Consider the following 16,641-nt stretch of genomic DNA (forward strand, 5'->3'; position numbering starts at 1 on the left):
TAATGAATAGTTCAGTCCTGATCGAGTCGTTCTCCGAATTCGCGAAATTCAAGAACATTGACCGCCCGACCATGATGCGCATCCTCGAGGATGTGTTTCGCACCATGATTCGTAAAAAGTGGTCTACTGACGAGAACTTTGACATCATTCTAAACGTGGAAAAGGGTGACCTGGAGATTTGGCGCAACCGCGAGATAGTGGACGACAACTCGGAGGATATCTGGGACCATGATAAAATCAGCCTGTCTGATGCCCGCAAGATTGAGCCTGACTTTGAAGTAGGCGAGGAAGTATCTGAAGAGGTGAAACTGGAAGACTTCGGCCGACGTGCCGTACTGACAGCCCGCCAGACCCTGATCCAGCGCATCAAGGATATGGAGAAGGAGTTGGTGTTCCAGAAGTACAAAGACCAGGTGGGAGAAATTATCTCCGGCGAAGTATACCAGGTATGGAACCGAGAGGTACTATTGCTTGACCAGGAAGAAAATGAGTTACTGATTCCGAAGGTGGAACAGATACCGAAAGACCGTTACCGAAAAGGGGATACGGTGAGAGCGGTGGTGCAGCGCGTGGAGATTGTGAACGGTAACCCGAAGATCATTCTCTCCCGTACATCGCCAGCTTTTCTGGAGCGTCTGTTCGAGAATGAGGTGCCGGAAATCTATGATGGCCTGATCGCGATAAAGAAAATTGTTCGTGAGCCGGGAGAGCGTGCCAAGGTAGCCGTGGAGTCTTTCGACGACCGCATTGACCCGGTAGGAGCCTGCGTAGGTATGAAAGGTTCCCGTATCCACAGCATCGTACGCGAGCTGGAGAACGAGAACATTGACGTAATTAACTACACAGAGAACACGGAGCTTTACATTCAGCGTGCCCTTAGCCCGGCTAAGATTAGCAGCATGAAGATTGATGAGGAGTCAGGTCGCGTATCTGTATTCCTGAAGCCGGACCAGGTGTCACTGGCTATTGGTAAAGGTGGCCAGAACATTAAGCTGGCTAGCCGCCTGGTAGGCCTTGAGATTGACGTATTCCGTGAGTCTGAAAGCTATGAGGAGGATATCAGCCTGGAAGAATTTACAGATGAGATTGAAGATTGGGTGATTGCAGAATTGAGACGCATCGGCCTCGATACAGCGAAAAGTGTGCTGGCTGTGAGCAAAGAAGATTTGCTGCGCCGCACCGAGCTGGAAGAAGAGACCATTGATGATGTGTTCACTATCCTGCGCGAAGAGTTGGAAGAAGAAGATAATCAGTAGTTGCGAGTTGCGCTCTGTTCTTTTAATTTTGAAAGAATTACAACAGAGCGCGGCTTTTAGTCTCTGACGAAGCAACTATATTTTTACACAGAATTAAAAGACAGCATATTAGAACAAAATGGCAGAAGAAAAAACAAGGAGGCTCAAACAGGTTGCAACTACATTGAACATTGGTACATCTACCATTGTGGACTACCTCTCTGCTAAAGGTTTTGACGTGGAAAACAAACCCACTACCAAAATCACGGCAGAGCAGTTCGGTATGCTGGCTAAAGAGTACGCTTCCTCTATGCAGGACAAGCAGGAAGCGGAAGAAATAAACATAGGAAAGAAGCCGCAGAGCAACCAGGTGATTGAGTCTGAAAAGCACCACCCTGAACCAAAGAAGCAAAGCGAACCTGAGCAGGAAATCCTGATCAAGAACAGCAGCCAGCCAAAGCAGGAAGCTCCTGCCCCTAAACCGGCAGCGCCTGCTGAGCCCGCTTCCCAACTACCAGGCATAAAAGTAATAGGCAAAATTGAACTGGATGCCAAAGGCCGTCCTGTTCCAAAGCAGCCTGCACCAGCCCCTGCAGAGAAACCGGCGCCTGCACCAGCAGCTGAACCAAAGGCAGCCGAAAAGCCTGCTCCAGTTCCAGTTGCAGAAGCACCGCAGACACCTGCGCCTGAGCAGCCTGCTGCACCTGCGCCAGAGAAGCCTGCTGCGCCAGCACTTGATAAAACAGAAGCTCCAAAGGCAGAAGCTCCTGAGACTCCTGTTGCACCAGAACAACCAGCAGCCAAGGCTCCTGAGGCTCCTGCCAAGCCTACAGAACCGGAAGCACCTGCACCACAACCTGCGAAGCCTGCAGCTGAAAAACCAGCCGCAAACGCACCGCAACAGCCAGCAACAGAGAAGGCGCCACAGCAACCGGCCACTCCTGATGCAGCTAATGACCAAGAAAATAAAAAGGATATAGAAAAGATTTCAGGAAGAGCAGACCAGTTAAAAGGTCTCACTGTACTTGGCAAAATAGAATTGCCGACAGAATCGCGCAGAAAAGGTTCTAAGCCTGTGGCGTCATCAGACGACAAAAAGGGCAAGAAGAAAAAGCGCAAACGCATTATTGTAGGCGAAGGTGGCCAGCAGGGCCAGGCGCAAGGCCAGGGGCCTGGGCAGGGCAATCAGCGGCCTATCGTTCCTTCGCAGCACCGCGCTGCCGGCGGAGGAGCCGCCGGGCGCCCTCCAAGAGGAGGCAAAGGTGGGCCGAGGCCTACTACTCCAGCTGGAGGCAGACCTGTAAAAGCGGAGGTTACTGATAAGGAAATCCAGGAGCAGATTAAGGCTACGCTCGCGAAGTTGAGCGGAGGTAAAGGCGGAGGTAACCGAGCCAAATACCGTCGTGAAAAGCGTTCTGCCGCTGCCGATGCCAGCGAAGAGCGCCGCATGGCAGAACAGGCCGAGTCTAAGACACTGCGTGTAACTGAATTCGTGTCGGCCAACGACTTAGCCTCGCTGATGGATGTGAGCGTGAACGACATCATTAAGGTGTGTATGCAGATGGGCATGTTCGTGTCCATTAACCAGCGCCTTGATGCCGAAGCCATCACTGTTATTGCAGATGAGTTTGGCTATGACGTGGACTTCATCACAACTGAAGAAGAACAGGGACTTGAGGATATTGGCGAAGAGAACGAGGAGGATCTGGAAGAACGTGCACCAATCGTGACCATCATGGGACACGTTGACCACGGTAAAACTTCCTTGCTCGACTACATCCGAAACGCAAACGTGACTGCCGGTGAGGCCGGTGGTATTACGCAGCACATTGGTGCCTATAAGGTGAAAACCGAAAGCGGCCGTACTGTTACGTTCCTTGATACACCGGGTCACGAGGCCTTTACGGCCATGCGTGCCCGTGGTGCCAAAGTAACAGACGTTGTTATTATTGTGGTTGCCGCTGACGACTCCGTGATGCCTCAGACAAAAGAGGCCATCAACCATGCGCAGGCAGCCGGTGTACCAATTATCATCGCACTGAACAAGGTAGATAAGCCAACCGCTAACCCGGATAAGGTAAGAGAAGAGCTTGCGCAGATGAACGTGCTGGTGGAAGAATGGGGTGGTAAGTACCAGTCGCAGGAAGTGTCTGCTAAAACAGGATTAGGTGTACCTGACCTACTAGAGAAGGTGCTGCTGGAAGCTGAAATACTTGAACTGAAAGCCAACCCTGACCGTGCGGCAATCGGTACCGTTATTGAAGCCTCTCTGGACAAAGGCCGTGGCTACGTAGCTACCGTTCTGGTGCAGACAGGTAACCTGAAAATTGGTGATGTGGTGCTGGCTGGCTCTCATTATGGTAGAGTAAAAGCCATGACCAACCACCTTGGCAAGAAAATGAAAGAAGCAGGTCCGTCTACGCCAGTGCAGTTGCTCGGTTTAGATGGAGCGCCACAGGCGGGTGACAAGTTCCTGGTGATGGAATCGGAGCGTGAGGCACGTGAAATTGCCACAAACCGTTCGCAGGTACAGCGTGAGCAGAGCTTGCGTACACGTAAGCATATTACACTGGATGAGATTGGCCGCCGTCTGGCAATCGGATCTTTCAAGGAGCTTAACGTGATTGTGAAAGGTGACGTGGATGGTTCCGTGGAAGCACTAGCTGACTCCTTGCTGAAGCTGTCTACGCCTGAAGTTCAGGTAAGCATTATCAACAAAGGGGTGGGTGCCATCTCTGAGTCTGATGTGTTGCTGGCTTCTGCCTCTGACGCGATTATCATTGGTTTCCAGGTGCGCCCTTCGTTGAATGCACGTAAACTGGCAGAGCAGGAACAGATTGATGTACGCCTGTACTCTATCATCTACGACGCTATTAACGAGGTGAAAGACGCCATGGAAGGTATGCTTGCACCAACACTGAAGGAAGAGATTACAGGTAACGCACAAGTGCGTGACGTATTCAAGATAACGAAGGTGGGTACTATTGCAGGTTGTATGGTAACAGATGGCAGCATACAGCGTAACGCCAAAGTTCGCCTGGTACGTGATGGCATCGTAGTACACGACGGTGAAATACTAGCGCTGAAGCGTTTCAAAGATGATGTATCAGAAGTGAAACAAGGCTACGAGTGTGGTATCAGCCTGAGAAACTACAATGAGATTGAGATGGGAGACGTGATTGAAGCCTATGTAGAAAAAGAAATTAAGCGTACGCTGTAAATCAGAATATACTTCAATACCAAAGCGTCCCAGCTGCTAACGCGGCTGGGACGCTTTGGTATTTAGGTTCACCAGGTATGCACCAACTTCTTTTGGTTCCAAGAATTTATACCGAATCTCCTGAACCGTACTCCCTAGTATTGAGCAGTATTGGTAGTATGTAATTCTGTCTAAGCTGCCGTGGTGACTGTTCATCCAGCGGCAGCTTGCCAAATGTTTCATCTCTCTTGTCTGAGCTCTCAAGGCCGAGAGGCCTCGTCTTTGGGCATCGCGCTGGGAGTTTTTTGCGCCGGGGCGCTGCCGCACGAGCGGCACCAAAAATCTCCAAAGGCGCTCAACCCAAAGACTGGAAACACCTTCACTCCGTGCTGACGGATAGAAAAGGCTACCACTTTATGGAAAGAGCTTCATTTGTATGGGTATAAGACATGAACACGCGCCAGTAGAATCTATTTGTTGTAAAAGCAAGGAAGCCTGCCAGAACTATCTCTGGCAGGCTTCCTTGCTTTATTTTCAGTAAAAGAATGTGTTATTGTGAGCGACGTAAGCGGCGTTTGTCACGCTTATGTTTTTTCATCATTTTCTTTTCCTTCTTCAGAATCTCTTTCATCCGCTTGCTGTTCGCTATTTTCTTTTTATCAAAGTTCCTGCGGCGGTCATTTTCATACGCATTGAAACGAGTGTCTAAACCTGCTGCACGGCGATCTGCGGCATCAACTGATGTACCTTTGCGCTCTACCTTTGCAGTACCCCAATACTCATCTTTCGCAGACAAAGTGCTGCTTTGAGAGGTCTGGGCATTCGCTTCCGGGTATAAAAGGATAATTCCAAAAGTAAATATCAGCAGGGTCAGTTTCTTCATATTAATGCTACTTATCTGTGTTTTTCAGGTCTATAACGTGAAACCCTTTCTAAAGGTATCACTTAAGTTACTCTAACACGAAATAAGAAGCTAAAAGTTCTGATATATAAAATTTTATGCCACTCTGGCTACACCACTTTGTTACTCGGTTCGGTAGCGGAAGCCTCGTCTTGCCCCTTCAACAAGTCTCGGATCTCGGCCAGGAGCACCTCCTGTTTATTTGTTGCCGGCGCAGGCTTAGCGGCTTCTTGCTCCCGCAGGCGGTTAACAGTGCGCACTAACAGGAAGATGGCAAACGCAATAATAAGGAAGTTGAAAATGGCCTGCAGAAAGTTGCCATACCTCAGCGTAACGGCAGCCTCCACTACTTCTCCGTTTTCTACCACAGCCTGCTGCAGCACCAGTTGCAACCTCGACAGGTCTACGTTGCTCACCAGCAGGCCCAGGGGCGGCATGATAACGTCGTCTACCAGCGATTTGGTAATGGCCCCGAAAGCAGCACCAATTACCACACCTACAGCTAAATCTATCACATTCCCTTTTACGGCAAACTTTTTAAACTCTGAAAAGAAACCCATGCACTTATATGATTTATGAACAAGAAGTAATGCGCGAATTTAGTTATTATTCAGATACTCCACACCCCTTCCTGCACCAGTGTTACCCGTAGCGTACCTGATAAGCTATTTAAGGATTGAACTAAATCACTATCTTTGTAAAAGAAAAAATTGATTTTAACCTGAGTTGGATCAACTTATGACGACATACGAGAACCTGCTGCTTACCCTCGACAATGGCATACTAACAATTACTATCAACAGGGCAGCTAAGCTGAATGCGCTAAGTATTGAGACTGTAACGGAGATAAGAAGTGCCGTGCAGCAAGTGTATGACGATGCTGCCGTGAAAGGAGCCATCATAACGGGAACGGGCCCGAAGGCATTCGTGGCTGGCGCTGACATCTCTGAAATTGCTGAATTAAGCGAGGTGACAGCCCGTAGCTTTGCCGAACGCGGCCAGGAGGTCTTCAGCATGATAGAGCGTTGCAACAAGCCCATTATAGCAGCCGTGAATGGTTTTGCCTTAGGGGGAGGTTGCGAACTGGCCATGGCCTGCCACATACGCGTAGCCAGCGACAATGCCCGTATTGGCCTGCCAGAGGTAAGCTTGGGCATATTACCGGGATACGGTGGCACACAGCGCCTGACACAGTTGGTAGGCAAAGGTAAAGCCATGGAACTGATAATGACCGGTGACATGATTCCTGCAGAAGAGGCGAAAGCACTTGGATTGGTAAACCATGTCGTGCCGCAGGAAGACCTGATGGCTAAATGTGTGCAAATAATGGAGAAGATTATGATTAAGGCACCATTGGCAGTAGGCCTTGTGATAGATTGCATAAATGCAGCGCTCAATAAAGATGAGAACGGTTACCAGACAGAGGCCAATGCCTTTGCCCGCTGCTGTGCATCAGAAGACTTTGTAGAAGGCACGAACGCGTTTCTAGAGAAGCGTACGCCGAACTTTACAGGTAAATAAAATAAGCTACACCCGGCCCTCAACCACATGACATGAGTATAGCCAAGAAATTGGTCGGGCAGACTGCTGCCTATGGCTTAAGTAGTATTGTAGGCAGAGCCCTCAATTACCTGCTCGTACCTATTTACACCGCTATTTTCATTCCAGCGGAGTATGGTGTAGTCTCTTATCTCTACGCGTTCGTCGGCTTCTTCAACATCCTGTATACCTACGGAATGGAGACAGCCTTTTTCCGCTTCGCCAATAAACCCGGGGCTGACAGAGATAAACTTTACAACGAGGTGCTCACCCTGATTATCTGCAGCAGCGCCATTTTTACTGGTATACTTCTACTTGCTTCCGGGGCCATTGTCGACTTTAAAGGTTACCCAGAGGACTACCAGAGTTACATCAACTGGCTTGCTCTTATTCTTGCTATCGATGCCATTGTAGCCATCCCCTTTGCGAGGCTGCGCCTGCAGAACAAGCCGATTAAGTTTGCGTCTATCAAGCTCATCAACATCCTGCTGACGGTAGGCGGTAACTTACTATTCCTGGTGGTTTTCCGCCATATTTATGAGGGTGCTTATTTGCAAGAGCTTCGCCCGCTGGTAGCACAGCTTTATGACCCTGACTTTGGGATTGGTTATATCTTCCTGATAAACCTGGTGGCTAATGCTCTACTGATTCCTATGCTGTGGAAGGAGTTCTCTGTACTACGGTTTGAACTGAACAAGGAGCTGCTGCGCCCGATGCTTGTATATGCCTACCCGCTATTATTTATGGGTTTGGCAGGTATGGTAAATGAGGTGATTGACAGAATCCTTTTGGAAGAGTGGCTACCGGAAAGTTTTTACCCTAACCAGGACAACATGGCGGCTGTCGGAATTTACAGTGCCTGCTATAAGCTATCAATCTTCATGACACTGGCCATACAGGCATTTCGTTACGCAGCCGAGCCGTTCTTCTTTTCGCAGGCCGAAGAAAAAGATTCGCCTCAGTCATTCGCCCTTATCATGAAGTGGTTTGTGATTGCCTGTGCCTTTATTTTCCTTTTCATCTCAGCTAATTTAGAGGACTTTGCCCTGCTACTGCGAAAAGAAGAGTACAGAGAAGGCATTATGGTGGTTCCCGTGCTGCTGCTGGCCAACCTGTTTCTGGGGGTATATTATAACCTATCGGTGTGGTTTAAACTGACTGACAAGACTAGATACGGCACGTACATCAGCTTTGGAGGAGCGGCCATTACCATTACCTTCAACCTGCTCCTGATTCCGGTGTTAGGCTATATGGGCTCTGCTATCGCTACCTTTGTATGCTACTTCACTATGGCAACAGCCAGCTACCTGCTTGGCAACCGCCACTATCCTATTCCCTATCCAACCAAAACGATCATAGCTTACATTTTGCTGGCTACAGGCTTAGTGTGGCTGGCACTTGCAGTTGATATTGAGAACTTCTGGCTGCGCCATGCTTACCATTTGGCCGTTTGTGCTGCCTTTCTGGTCATCGTGTGGTTACGCGAGCGGCCGCGCTTCCGCCTTAAAGCTTAGGCATTATATTTCATGCGTATTATATTTAGAGATGATGAACAACAAGAACTTGCTGGTTAACGTCATTAACCAATCCAAACACTCACTTCCCTCCTACCAAACGCAGCATTCGGCAGGCATGGACCTGCGGGCAAACCTCGAAGCGCCGGTTACGTTGAAGCCACTGCAGCGCGCACTTATCCCGACGGGTTTGTTTATTGAGTTGCCGGAGGGGCACGAGGCGCAGATTCGCCCGCGCAGCGGCCTGGCTTTCAAACACGGTATTTCTATCGTTAATAGTCCGGGTACTATTGATGCCGATTACCGGGGCGAGGTAAAGGTACTGCTGGTAAACCTGTCTGATCAGGAGTTTGTGGTAGAGGATGGTGAGCGCATTGCGCAGATGGTAGTAGCCCGGTATGAACGCATAGCATGGCGTGAGGCGGAAGCACTGACTGACACAGAACGCGGTGCAGGCGGCTACGGCAGCACCGGAACCAAATAATTTTTGTAACCTCCGCGCTTTTTTTCGTTATTAATAAAAAGTGTTCACTACTATTATAACAGTAAATCACCCCAATTATTAAAATAAATGTAAAATTGCTGCAGCAGCAGATGCTCCTGTAGCTTAAACCAATCAAAAAACTATGAGGATAATCATACCGATGGCGGGAATGGGCAAGCGCATGCGCCCTCACACCTTAACTGTTCCAAAACCACTTATTCCAATTGCAGGCAAGCCTATAGTGCAGCGCCTTGTAGAGGACATTGCAAAAGTATGCGAGGAGCCAATTGAAGAGGTTGCTTTCATTATTGGCCACTTTGGTGACCAGGTAGAGCAGGACCTGAAAAAAATCGCTGCCGCCGTTGGTGCCAAAGGCAGCATCTATTACCAGGAGGAAGCTTTGGGTACAGCCCATGCCATCCTGTGTGCACAAGCTTCTCTGGAAGGCAAAGTAGTGGTAGCCTTTGCAGATACGCTTTTTAAAGCCGATTTCCAGCTCGACACAAACGCCGATGGTACCATCTGGGTACAGCGTGTGGAAGACCCGCGTCCTTTTGGCGTGATAAAGCTGAACGAGCAGAACGAGATCACTGATTTTGTGGAGAAGCCAGAGCACTTCGTTTCCGATTTGGCCATCATCGGCATCTACTATTTCCGCGACGGAGAGTACCTGCGCAGCGAGCTGCAGTACCTGCTGGATAATAACATCAAAGACAAAGGTGAGTTCCAGTTAACCAACGCATTAGAGAATATGAAGAACAAAGGAACCACCTTTATTCCAGCTGTTATCTCTGAATGGCTCGATTGCGGAAATAAAAACGCAACTGTGTATACTAATCAACGCTATTTAGAGTATATAAAGGACGAGGAAGGCCTGGTGGCCTCATCGGCGAAGCTGGAGAACGCAGTAATTATCCCTCCTGTATACATTGGTGAAAACGTTAGCATTACCAATTCGGTAATTGGCCCGCACGTTTCAATCGGAAATAACACAAGCGTATACAACTCGGTGGTGAGCAACTCTATTATTCAGCAAGACACCGCCCTAAAAAATGGCAATGTTGCAAACTCTATGTTAGGCAACTTTGTTGTGTATGAAGGGCGCCCGACTGACCTCAGCCTCGGCGACTTTAATACGCTTACAGAGTAGATATTTATGAAAACATTCAGAAACGTAATACTTGCCACGTGCTGCCTGGCCTTCGTTGCATCAGGTGAAAGCAACGCTCAGTCTTCGAAAAAGAGAGCCCGTTCTGCAACCGACACGGCCACTGCCCCGCAAAAGCAGGAGCCATCAGCGCGCGACAGGCAAATAAGCGAGGCACTGTTTCTGGATGGAATGAAATATTATATGCTGGAGGACTATCAACAAGCCCTCCAGCTTTTTCAAAAAGCCTACACCGTTACCCCCGACAACGCCGCTTTAAATTATAAGATAGGCGAAACATACCTGCACCTTAAAGACTCAGAGTCGGCAATGCCTTTTGCAAAGGCAGCAGTAGTCCTTGAAAAGCAGAACGCCTACTACTACCTCCTGGTAGCGCAGCTGCACACAGAAAAAAAGCAGTATACCGAAGCTGCCCAGGCTTTCAACGACCTGCTGCGCAATGTGCCCAACTCAGAAGAGTACCTTTTTAACCTGGCCGATCTCTATTTGTCGCAGTCCCGTTTTGAGGATGCTCTGAAAACGTATGAGCGCATTGAAGATGAATTTGGTGAGATGGAGCAGCTCCTCGTAAACCGCCAGCAGATATACCTGCGCCAGAAGAATATGCCAAAGGCGATTCTGGAAGGTGAGAAACTATTAGCAACCAACCCAACGGAAGTACGTTACTTTTTGGCCCAAGCTGAGCTTCTGAACGCTTCCAAGAAGCCGGACGATGCTATCCAGGTGCTGGACAAGGCGCTGCGCATAGAGCCGAATAACCCCTTTGCCCATCTTATGCTCTCGGACCTGAATCGCCAGAAAGGCAATAAAGCGGAAGCTGAGAAGCAGGTAAAAGAGGCATTTAGCAGCGCGGAATTAGACATCGATACCAAAGTGCGCATCTTGGTTGACTTCATACGCCAGCTACCTAACCCTGAAGTGAAAGATGTAGCGCTGGAGCTTGTTGACCTGACCATCGAAAAACACCCTGACGAAGCCAAAGCTTATGCTGTAGCAGGCGATTTGCAAACAATTGTAGGCAAGAAAGAGGACGCGCGCAATAACTACCTTCAGGCTGTAAAGCTGGATGATTCTCATTTCAAGATCTGGCAGCAGATTGTGCTGCTGGACGCAGAGCTCTCAGAGGCGAGTGCCATGGTGAAACACTCTGAGCAGGCGTTAGAGCTTTTTCCAAACCAGGCAGTATTCTGGTTCTATAACGGAACCGGCCACCTGATTGCGAAAAACTATGACAGGGCTGTAAAATCGCTGGAGCACGGCAAGCGCCTTTCAGCTGGCGAACCGGAGTTGCTGGTACAGTTTAATATGCAACTGGGCGATGGCTACAATTCGCTGAAAGAGTATGAAAAAGCGGACAAGGCATACGAAGCAGTACTGGCGCAGGACAAAGACAATGAGCACGTACTAAACAACTACAGCTATTTCCTGTCGCTGCGCAACCAGAACATGCAGAAAGCCATGGAAATGGCAGAGCGCCTTGTAAAGCAGCATCCTACTAACCCTACTTACCTGGATACCTATGCCTGGGTGCTGTACAAAAGCGGCAAGTATACGGAAGCACGTAAATACCTGGAGCAGGCGGTAGCCATTTCAGACGATGCCACCATTGTAGAGCATTACGGTGATGTGTTGTTCAAGCTGGGAAAAAAAGAAGAAGCTGTCAGCCAATGGCAGAAAGCCAAGCTAAAAGGCGAAGCCTCAGCCTTTATTGATAAAAAAATAAAAGACAGAAAGCTGTATGAGTAAACACATTTTGCTCTGCCTGGCAGTAGTTTTCCTGCTGGCAGGCTGCAAAAGAGAAACAGCGCCCACCACTGCCTCTGCCACTACAGAAACCATAGGCACAGTATCCGTTAACAATTTTGATTTTGATTACTTCAGCTCTAAAGGCCAGCTTTCGCTGAACAGCAAAAAAGAGAACCTATCATCAGGCGTTTCCATCCGGATGAAGAAGGACAGCGTGATATGGGTATCAGTGCAGCCGGGACTTGGCATTGAGGCAGCCCGCATGATGCTGACACAGGACTCCGTATACCTGATGAACCGCCTGCAAAAGGAGTATGTGGCCACCGACTATTCCTTTCTTCGCAACAGGTTTCAGGTGGATGTAAACTTTGAGATACTGCAGGCCATCCTGCTGGGCAATTACGAGCAGCAGGGTACAGAGAAAGCCATGGATGAGGGCGAACTGCAGCATGTGCAGCAGATGCGTGAGAACTTGCTGTTCGACTACTTTATTGGCCGCCTGAACAGTAAACTGCAACAGCTGAATGTACAGGACCAAAACACAGGCAACACCATCACTGTGCTGTATAGCAGCTTTGAGGATATAGGGCAGGAGCCCTTTGCACACGCACTGGCAGCGCAGGTACTTCAGAAAGGTGAGGTGTCTGACTTTAAAATCAACTACAGTCGTGTAGCGGTCTCTGACGAGGCGCTCTCTTTCCCGTTCAGTGTACCGTCTGATTATAAGCGCCCGCCTGTCAATTAAATATCTGAGGCTGTTGGTTCTTCACTTATAGTTTTGCCATATTTGTAAACTCAGAGTAGAAGAACCACCCTTGTGATGAACGCCCTTTACAGACTCACTTTTTTCCTGCTATTGCTTTCCCTGCCCCTGGCTACCCAGGCCCAGAAAAAGAAAAGCAAGGCCCAGTTGGAAAAAGAGAAGAAAGAAAATCTTAGCCGTATAAAAGAAGCAAACCGCATTCTGCAGCAGACCAAGAAGCAGAAGGAGGCTTCTATTGGTCAGCTAAATGCCATCAAAGAAAAAATAACGGTTCAGAAAGGTGTTATCAGCAACATCTCCCGCGAAATACACTTTATTGAGTCTGATGTACAGGAGACGGAGGGCATTGTAGGGGCACTCCAGAACGACCTCGACAGGTTAAAAGCGGAATATGCCACCATGGTGTACGCTGCCTCCAAAACAGCAAACAGCTATAACAAGCTCATGTTCCTGTTTGCCTCCGATAACTTTAATCAATTGGTGCGGCGCATGCGCTACCTTCAGCAGTACTCAGAAGCCCGCAAAAAACAAGTAGAGCAGATAAGCAAGGTGCAGACTGTTCTCTCCGGTCAGTTAGCGATACTGGAGTCGAAGAAGCAGCAAAAGCAAAACCTGCTGAATAAGCAACTGTCAGAAAACAAGAACCTGCTAACCTTGCGCCAGCAGCAGGACAGTGTTATCACCAACCTCAGCAAACAGGAATCAAACCTGAAACAGGAAGTGGCGAGCCGCCAGGAATCTGTCAAGAAACTAGATAAACTGATTGCCGACATTGTACGCGAGGAAATTGCCCGCGCCGCGCGAGCCGCCCGTGCGGCAGGTAAAGCATCCAGCGCCGGTGCCGGCAAGGTTACCCTCACACCGGAACTGGCTCTTATCTCCTCTTCTTTTGCAGGTAACAAGGGCCGCCTGGCCTGGCCTGTGGAGCGGGGCTTTGTTTCCCAGAAATTCGGCCGCCACAACCATCCGGTACTAAAAGGAGTTGTGGTAGAAAACCACGGTGTTGATATACAGACCACTCAGGGAGCCAGCGCACGCGCTATTTTTGAAGGTACGGTGCTCACTGTAGCTTCCGTGCCGGGTATGAACAACATTGTGATGGTGCAGCATGGTGACTACTTTACCGTGTATGCGAAGCTGAAAACGGTTACCGTGAAGCCTGGCCAGACAGTTAAGCTAAAAGATGTAATTGGCACGGTCTACACCGATAGCGACGGCACCACTGCGCTTCAGTTTCAGGTCTGGAAGAACCAGCAGAACCTGAACCCGGAGACCTGGATTGCCCGCTTGCAGTAAAAGAGCACAACCGGTGGTCCCGGTTCAACAGGAAAGCCGGTGCCTCAGGATGTGTGTAGCTTACGAAACACATCCTGAGGCACCGGCTTTATCGTGATAACACGTTAGAGCCTTACCTCTCAGTGATTTATGACTTTGCCTGCTTCAGTAGCCTTGGATACCTCTATGAAGAGCATGAAAGATGCGCCACATCAGCAGGGCCATAAATAAAAAAACACCCCACAGTGTAGGGTGCCTTTCCAAGCTATGAAAACAAACTTAATACTTTATATGAAAGCAAGCTTCTGAACGCCTGCATCAAAATCAAAATCAAATTTACAACGATATGGTTACAAATGCAACTGTAATGCATTAACCAGAAGTATCTTTAAATTTATTTATATATATACTTATATTTAATTGAAAAGTTTTGCTAATCCTCTCTTTTATTTTAAAAACAAATGAAAACATTGGTAAGTTGCTTCTGAAGCGGATATTTTAGTGCCTCTTTACCCTAATACGTCCGCCCAAAAGCGACACAGGGACGCTTTATCTCTTAATTGTGTGTTGCCAAATCCAATAGTCTGCCCAAACTGTTGGTATTTAAGCGAATTATATTTTACCTTACCTGTGTCATTCGTCTGCTGTTGTATATAGGAAGTTGTTCCTATCGTCTTACTGCTTCAGAATCATCAAGAGCAGCAAGCCCTGGGGAGCAGTACAGACAAGCATGCTATTCCTGAGGCGGCAGGAACTGGCAGCCAGCCATAACTTTATTAATCATAGGTTGCTGAATAACAGGCAATAACCATATTATTTACAGCGTTTAAGAGCAGTATTAAACTTATCTAAGCTGTTATGGGTTTAATTAAAATATTAGATCTAATTTTGTAGCAATCATTTAAACATTTAAAAGATGGAAATTACCAACACACTTTTGTTTATTGGAGGTCTCGGAGGCACAGAAATTTTCTTAATCCTCTTCGTTATCCTGCTTCTTTTCGGTGCTAAGCGTATTCCTGAACTAGCCAGAGGTATGGGCCGCGGCATCCGTGAGTTCAAAGACGCTACAAAGGAGATCAAGAACGACATTGAGAGCTCAGTAAAAGACGACAGCCACACTACTACTAAGTAATCCACCTATAAGCTTTCATTAGCTGTATGTACTTTAGTACTGTATTCCTTTTCCTGGGGGACCTTGGAGGAGGAGAAATGCTTGTCGTCATGATGGCAGTGCTTTTACTGTTTGGCGCTGATAAAATTCCAAATATAGCACGTTCTGTTGGGCGCGGCATGCGGGAGTTTAAAGATGCGACAAACGAAATCAAAAACGAACTTGAACAATCCATCAAAGACGAACCTAAGTCAAAAATAGATTGAGACAGTATAACTCGCTACACGACATCCGCACGGATATCGCCAATGGGCAGATTACGTGCCGGAACCTGGTAGAACACTATCTACAGAACATCAAAGAGAAAGCTGAACTGAATGCCTTTCTGGAGGTATTTGAGCAGGAAGCAATCACGCAGGCAGACATCGTAGATCACAAAATTGCCAATGGCACAGCCGGAAAACTGGCTGGAATGATCATCGGCATTAAAGATGTTCTTGCCTACAAGGGGCACAGTCTGCAAGCTTCCAGCAAAATCCTGGACGGCTTCAAGTCACTTTACACCGCTTCGGCTGTAGAACGCCTCCTTCAGGAAGATGCCATCATCATTGGCCGCCAGAACTGCGATGAGTTTGCCATGGGTGCCTCTAATGAGTCATCCGCCTTTGGCAATGTGCTCAACGCCGACGACACCTCCCGTGTACCAGGCGGTTCTTCAGGTGGTTCGGCTGTGGCAGTACAGGCTGACCTGTGCCTTGTCTCTATTGGTTCAGATACCGGTGGTTCTGTGCGCCAGCCTGCTGCTTTCTGCGGTGTTGTCGGTTTTAAACCTACCTATTCCCGTATTTCACGCTATGGCCTTATCGCCTACGCCTCTTCTTTCGACCAGATTGGGTTTATAACGAAGAGTGTATCCGATGCAGCATTGTTGCTGGAGGTAGTAGCAGGCAAAGACGGTATGGATAGTACCGCCAGCGAGCGCGAGGTGCCTGCTTACAGCGAGTTACTTTCTACAGACAAAAAATATAAAATCGGCTACATCCGCGACTGCTTCGAAAACGAAGGCCTGGATGCGGAAGTGAAAGAGGCTATACTGGGTGTAAAAGAAATGCTCAAGGACGATGGCCACCAGGTAGAGGCGGTAGAGTTCCCTTACCTCGACTACATTGTGCCTACGTACTACATCCTCACCACTGCCGAAGCCAGCTCTAACCTGGGACGCTACGACGGTGTGAAGTATGGCTTCCGTTCTGGAAACGTGACGGACCTGACCTCACTGTATAAGAAAACCCGGGCCGAAGGCTTTGGGCATGAAGTGCAGCGCCGCATCATGCTGGGTACTTTTGTACTAAGTGCCGACTATTATGATGCCTACTACACCAAGGCGCAGAAAGTGAGACGACTAATTAAAGAGAAGACGGACGAGTTGCTTCAGGAATATGATTTTCTTATCTTGCCTACAGCTCCTACAACTGCCTTTAAAATTGGGGAGAATATAGAAAATCCGTTGGCCATGTACCTGGCCGATATCTTTACAGTTCAGGCCTCACTCGCAGGCGTACCAGCTATTTCTATTCCGGCTGGCCGCGATGCTAACGGCCTGTCCATAGGGTTACAGTTAATGACCCGCTCATTCGAAGAGCCGCAGCTGCTGGCTTTCTCGAATTATATCATGGACAAGATAACCGTTGAAGCATAGATAA

At 48.4% G+C, this 16,641-nt stretch carries 14 protein-coding genes; 12 read left to right on the top strand and 2 right to left on the bottom strand.

Annotated elements, in window-relative coordinates; genetic code table 11:
* Positions 1 to 2: 2 nt before the first annotated feature.
* Together nusA and infB are read left to right on the top strand one after the other, a co-directional pair.
* Positions 3 to 1,256 carry a transcription termination factor NusA gene (gene nusA, locus E1919_RS18860; RefSeq protein WP_115567525.1) on the top strand — a complete coding sequence of 418 codons (1,254 nt, stop codon included), beginning with the start codon at positions 3 to 5 and terminating at the stop codon, positions 1,254 to 1,256.
* Between the two features lie 118 nt (positions 1,257 to 1,374).
* Positions 1,375 to 4,455 carry a translation initiation factor IF-2 gene (gene infB / locus E1919_RS18865; RefSeq protein WP_162054970.1) on the top strand — a complete coding sequence of 1,027 codons (3,081 nt, stop codon included), beginning with the start codon at positions 1,375 to 1,377 and terminating at the stop codon, positions 4,453 to 4,455.
* A gap of 529 nt (positions 4,456 to 4,984) precedes the next feature.
* Here the strand turns inward: infB and E1919_RS18870 are convergent.
* Positions 4,985 to 5,317 (bottom strand): hypothetical protein, encoded by a 333-nt coding sequence (locus tag E1919_RS18870; protein WP_162054971.1) that lies wholly within the window; start codon positions 5,315 to 5,317, stop codon positions 4,985 to 4,987.
* A gap of 128 nt (positions 5,318 to 5,445) precedes the next feature.
* Positions 5,446 to 5,895 carry a large-conductance mechanosensitive channel protein MscL gene (gene mscL, locus E1919_RS18875; protein WP_162054972.1) on the bottom strand — a complete coding sequence of 150 codons (450 nt, stop codon included), beginning with the start codon at positions 5,893 to 5,895 and terminating at the stop codon, positions 5,446 to 5,448.
* A 178-nt stretch (positions 5,896 to 6,073) separates the two neighbouring features.
* On the opposite strand from mscL, the gene E1919_RS18880 reads away from it, so the two are divergent.
* The 10 genes from E1919_RS18880 (at position 6,074) to gatA (ending at position 16,637) form a co-directional block, all read left to right on the top strand.
* Positions 6,074 to 6,856, top strand: coding sequence for an enoyl-CoA hydratase/isomerase family protein (locus E1919_RS18880; RefSeq protein ID WP_162054973.1), 783 nt, complete (start codon positions 6,074 to 6,076; stop codon positions 6,854 to 6,856).
* A gap of 32 nt (positions 6,857 to 6,888) precedes the next feature.
* The gene (locus tag E1919_RS18885) at positions 6,889 to 8,388 is read left to right on the top strand and encodes a lipopolysaccharide biosynthesis protein (RefSeq protein ID WP_162054974.1); all 1,500 of its coding nucleotides are present in this window, start codon (positions 6,889 to 6,891) and stop codon (positions 8,386 to 8,388) included.
* 34 nt (positions 8,389 to 8,422) lie between these two features.
* Positions 8,423 to 8,872 carry a dUTP diphosphatase gene (dut, locus tag E1919_RS18890; protein ID WP_162055001.1) on the top strand — a complete coding sequence of 150 codons (450 nt, stop codon included), beginning with the start codon at positions 8,423 to 8,425 and terminating at the stop codon, positions 8,870 to 8,872.
* 142 nt (positions 8,873 to 9,014) lie between these two features.
* Positions 9,015 to 10,022 (top strand): sugar phosphate nucleotidyltransferase, encoded by a 1,008-nt coding sequence (locus tag E1919_RS18895; protein ID WP_162054975.1) that lies wholly within the window; start codon positions 9,015 to 9,017, stop codon positions 10,020 to 10,022.
* A 6-nt stretch (positions 10,023 to 10,028) separates the two neighbouring features.
* The gene (locus E1919_RS18900) at positions 10,029 to 11,786 is read left to right on the top strand and encodes a tetratricopeptide repeat protein (RefSeq protein WP_162054976.1); all 1,758 of its coding nucleotides are present in this window, start codon (positions 10,029 to 10,031) and stop codon (positions 11,784 to 11,786) included.
* A complete protein-coding gene (locus E1919_RS18905) occupies positions 11,779 to 12,531 on the top strand; it encodes a lipoprotein insertase outer membrane protein LolB1 (protein ID WP_162054977.1) in 753 nt (250 codons plus the stop codon). Before E1919_RS18900 ends, E1919_RS18905 begins: the two co-directional genes overlap by 8 nt.
* Positions 12,532 to 12,606: 75 nt before the next feature.
* Complete coding sequence (locus E1919_RS18910) at positions 12,607 to 13,845, top strand: murein hydrolase activator EnvC family protein (RefSeq protein WP_162054978.1); 1,239 nt, start codon at positions 12,607 to 12,609, stop codon at positions 13,843 to 13,845.
* A gap of 895 nt (positions 13,846 to 14,740) precedes the next feature.
* On the top strand, positions 14,741 to 14,959 hold the full coding sequence (locus E1919_RS18915) for a Sec-independent protein translocase subunit TatA/TatB (RefSeq protein ID WP_162054979.1): 219 nt from the start codon (positions 14,741 to 14,743) through the stop codon (positions 14,957 to 14,959).
* Between the two features lie 26 nt (positions 14,960 to 14,985).
* Entirely contained in the window at positions 14,986 to 15,204 is a 219-nt protein-coding gene (locus tag E1919_RS18920; protein ID WP_162054980.1) for a Sec-independent protein translocase subunit TatA/TatB, read from the top strand.
* Entirely contained in the window at positions 15,201 to 16,637 is a 1,437-nt protein-coding gene (gene gatA / locus E1919_RS18925) for an Asp-tRNA(Asn)/Glu-tRNA(Gln) amidotransferase subunit GatA (protein WP_162054981.1), read from the top strand. Before E1919_RS18920 ends, gatA begins: the two co-directional genes overlap by 4 nt.
* The last annotated feature ends 4 nt before the right edge of the window (positions 16,638 to 16,641 follow it).

The sequence above is a fragment of the Pontibacter pamirensis genome (assembly GCF_010015475.1).
Taxonomy (GTDB): Bacteria; Bacteroidota; Bacteroidia; order Cytophagales; family Hymenobacteraceae; genus Pontibacter; species Pontibacter pamirensis.

Bases quoted from the DNA above. Each gene is read 5' to 3' on its own strand.
- nusA (WP_115567525.1), top strand. From the start codon at position 3: ATGAATAGTTCAGTCCTGATCGAGTCGTTCTCCGAATTCGCGAAATTC.
- infB (WP_162054970.1), top strand. From the start codon at position 1,375: ATGGCAGAAGAAAAAACAAGGAGGCTCAAACAGGTTGCAACTACATTG.
- E1919_RS18870 (WP_162054971.1), bottom strand. From the start codon at position 5,317: ATGAAGAAACTGACCCTGCTGATATTTACTTTTGGAATTATCCTTTTA.
- mscL (WP_162054972.1), bottom strand. From the start codon at position 5,895: ATGGGTTTCTTTTCAGAGTTTAAAAAGTTTGCCGTAAAAGGGAATGTG.
- E1919_RS18880 (WP_162054973.1), top strand. From the start codon at position 6,074: ATGACGACATACGAGAACCTGCTGCTTACCCTCGACAATGGCATACTA.
- E1919_RS18885 (WP_162054974.1), top strand. From the start codon at position 6,889: ATGAGTATAGCCAAGAAATTGGTCGGGCAGACTGCTGCCTATGGCTTA.
- dut (WP_162055001.1), top strand. From the start codon at position 8,423: ATGAACAACAAGAACTTGCTGGTTAACGTCATTAACCAATCCAAACAC.
- E1919_RS18895 (WP_162054975.1), top strand. From the start codon at position 9,015: ATGAGGATAATCATACCGATGGCGGGAATGGGCAAGCGCATGCGCCCT.
- E1919_RS18900 (WP_162054976.1), top strand. From the start codon at position 10,029: ATGAAAACATTCAGAAACGTAATACTTGCCACGTGCTGCCTGGCCTTC.
- E1919_RS18905 (WP_162054977.1), top strand. From the start codon at position 11,779: ATGAGTAAACACATTTTGCTCTGCCTGGCAGTAGTTTTCCTGCTGGCA.
- E1919_RS18910 (WP_162054978.1), top strand. From the start codon at position 12,607: ATGAACGCCCTTTACAGACTCACTTTTTTCCTGCTATTGCTTTCCCTG.
- E1919_RS18915 (WP_162054979.1), top strand. From the start codon at position 14,741: ATGGAAATTACCAACACACTTTTGTTTATTGGAGGTCTCGGAGGCACA.
- E1919_RS18920 (WP_162054980.1), top strand. From the start codon at position 14,986: ATGTACTTTAGTACTGTATTCCTTTTCCTGGGGGACCTTGGAGGAGGA.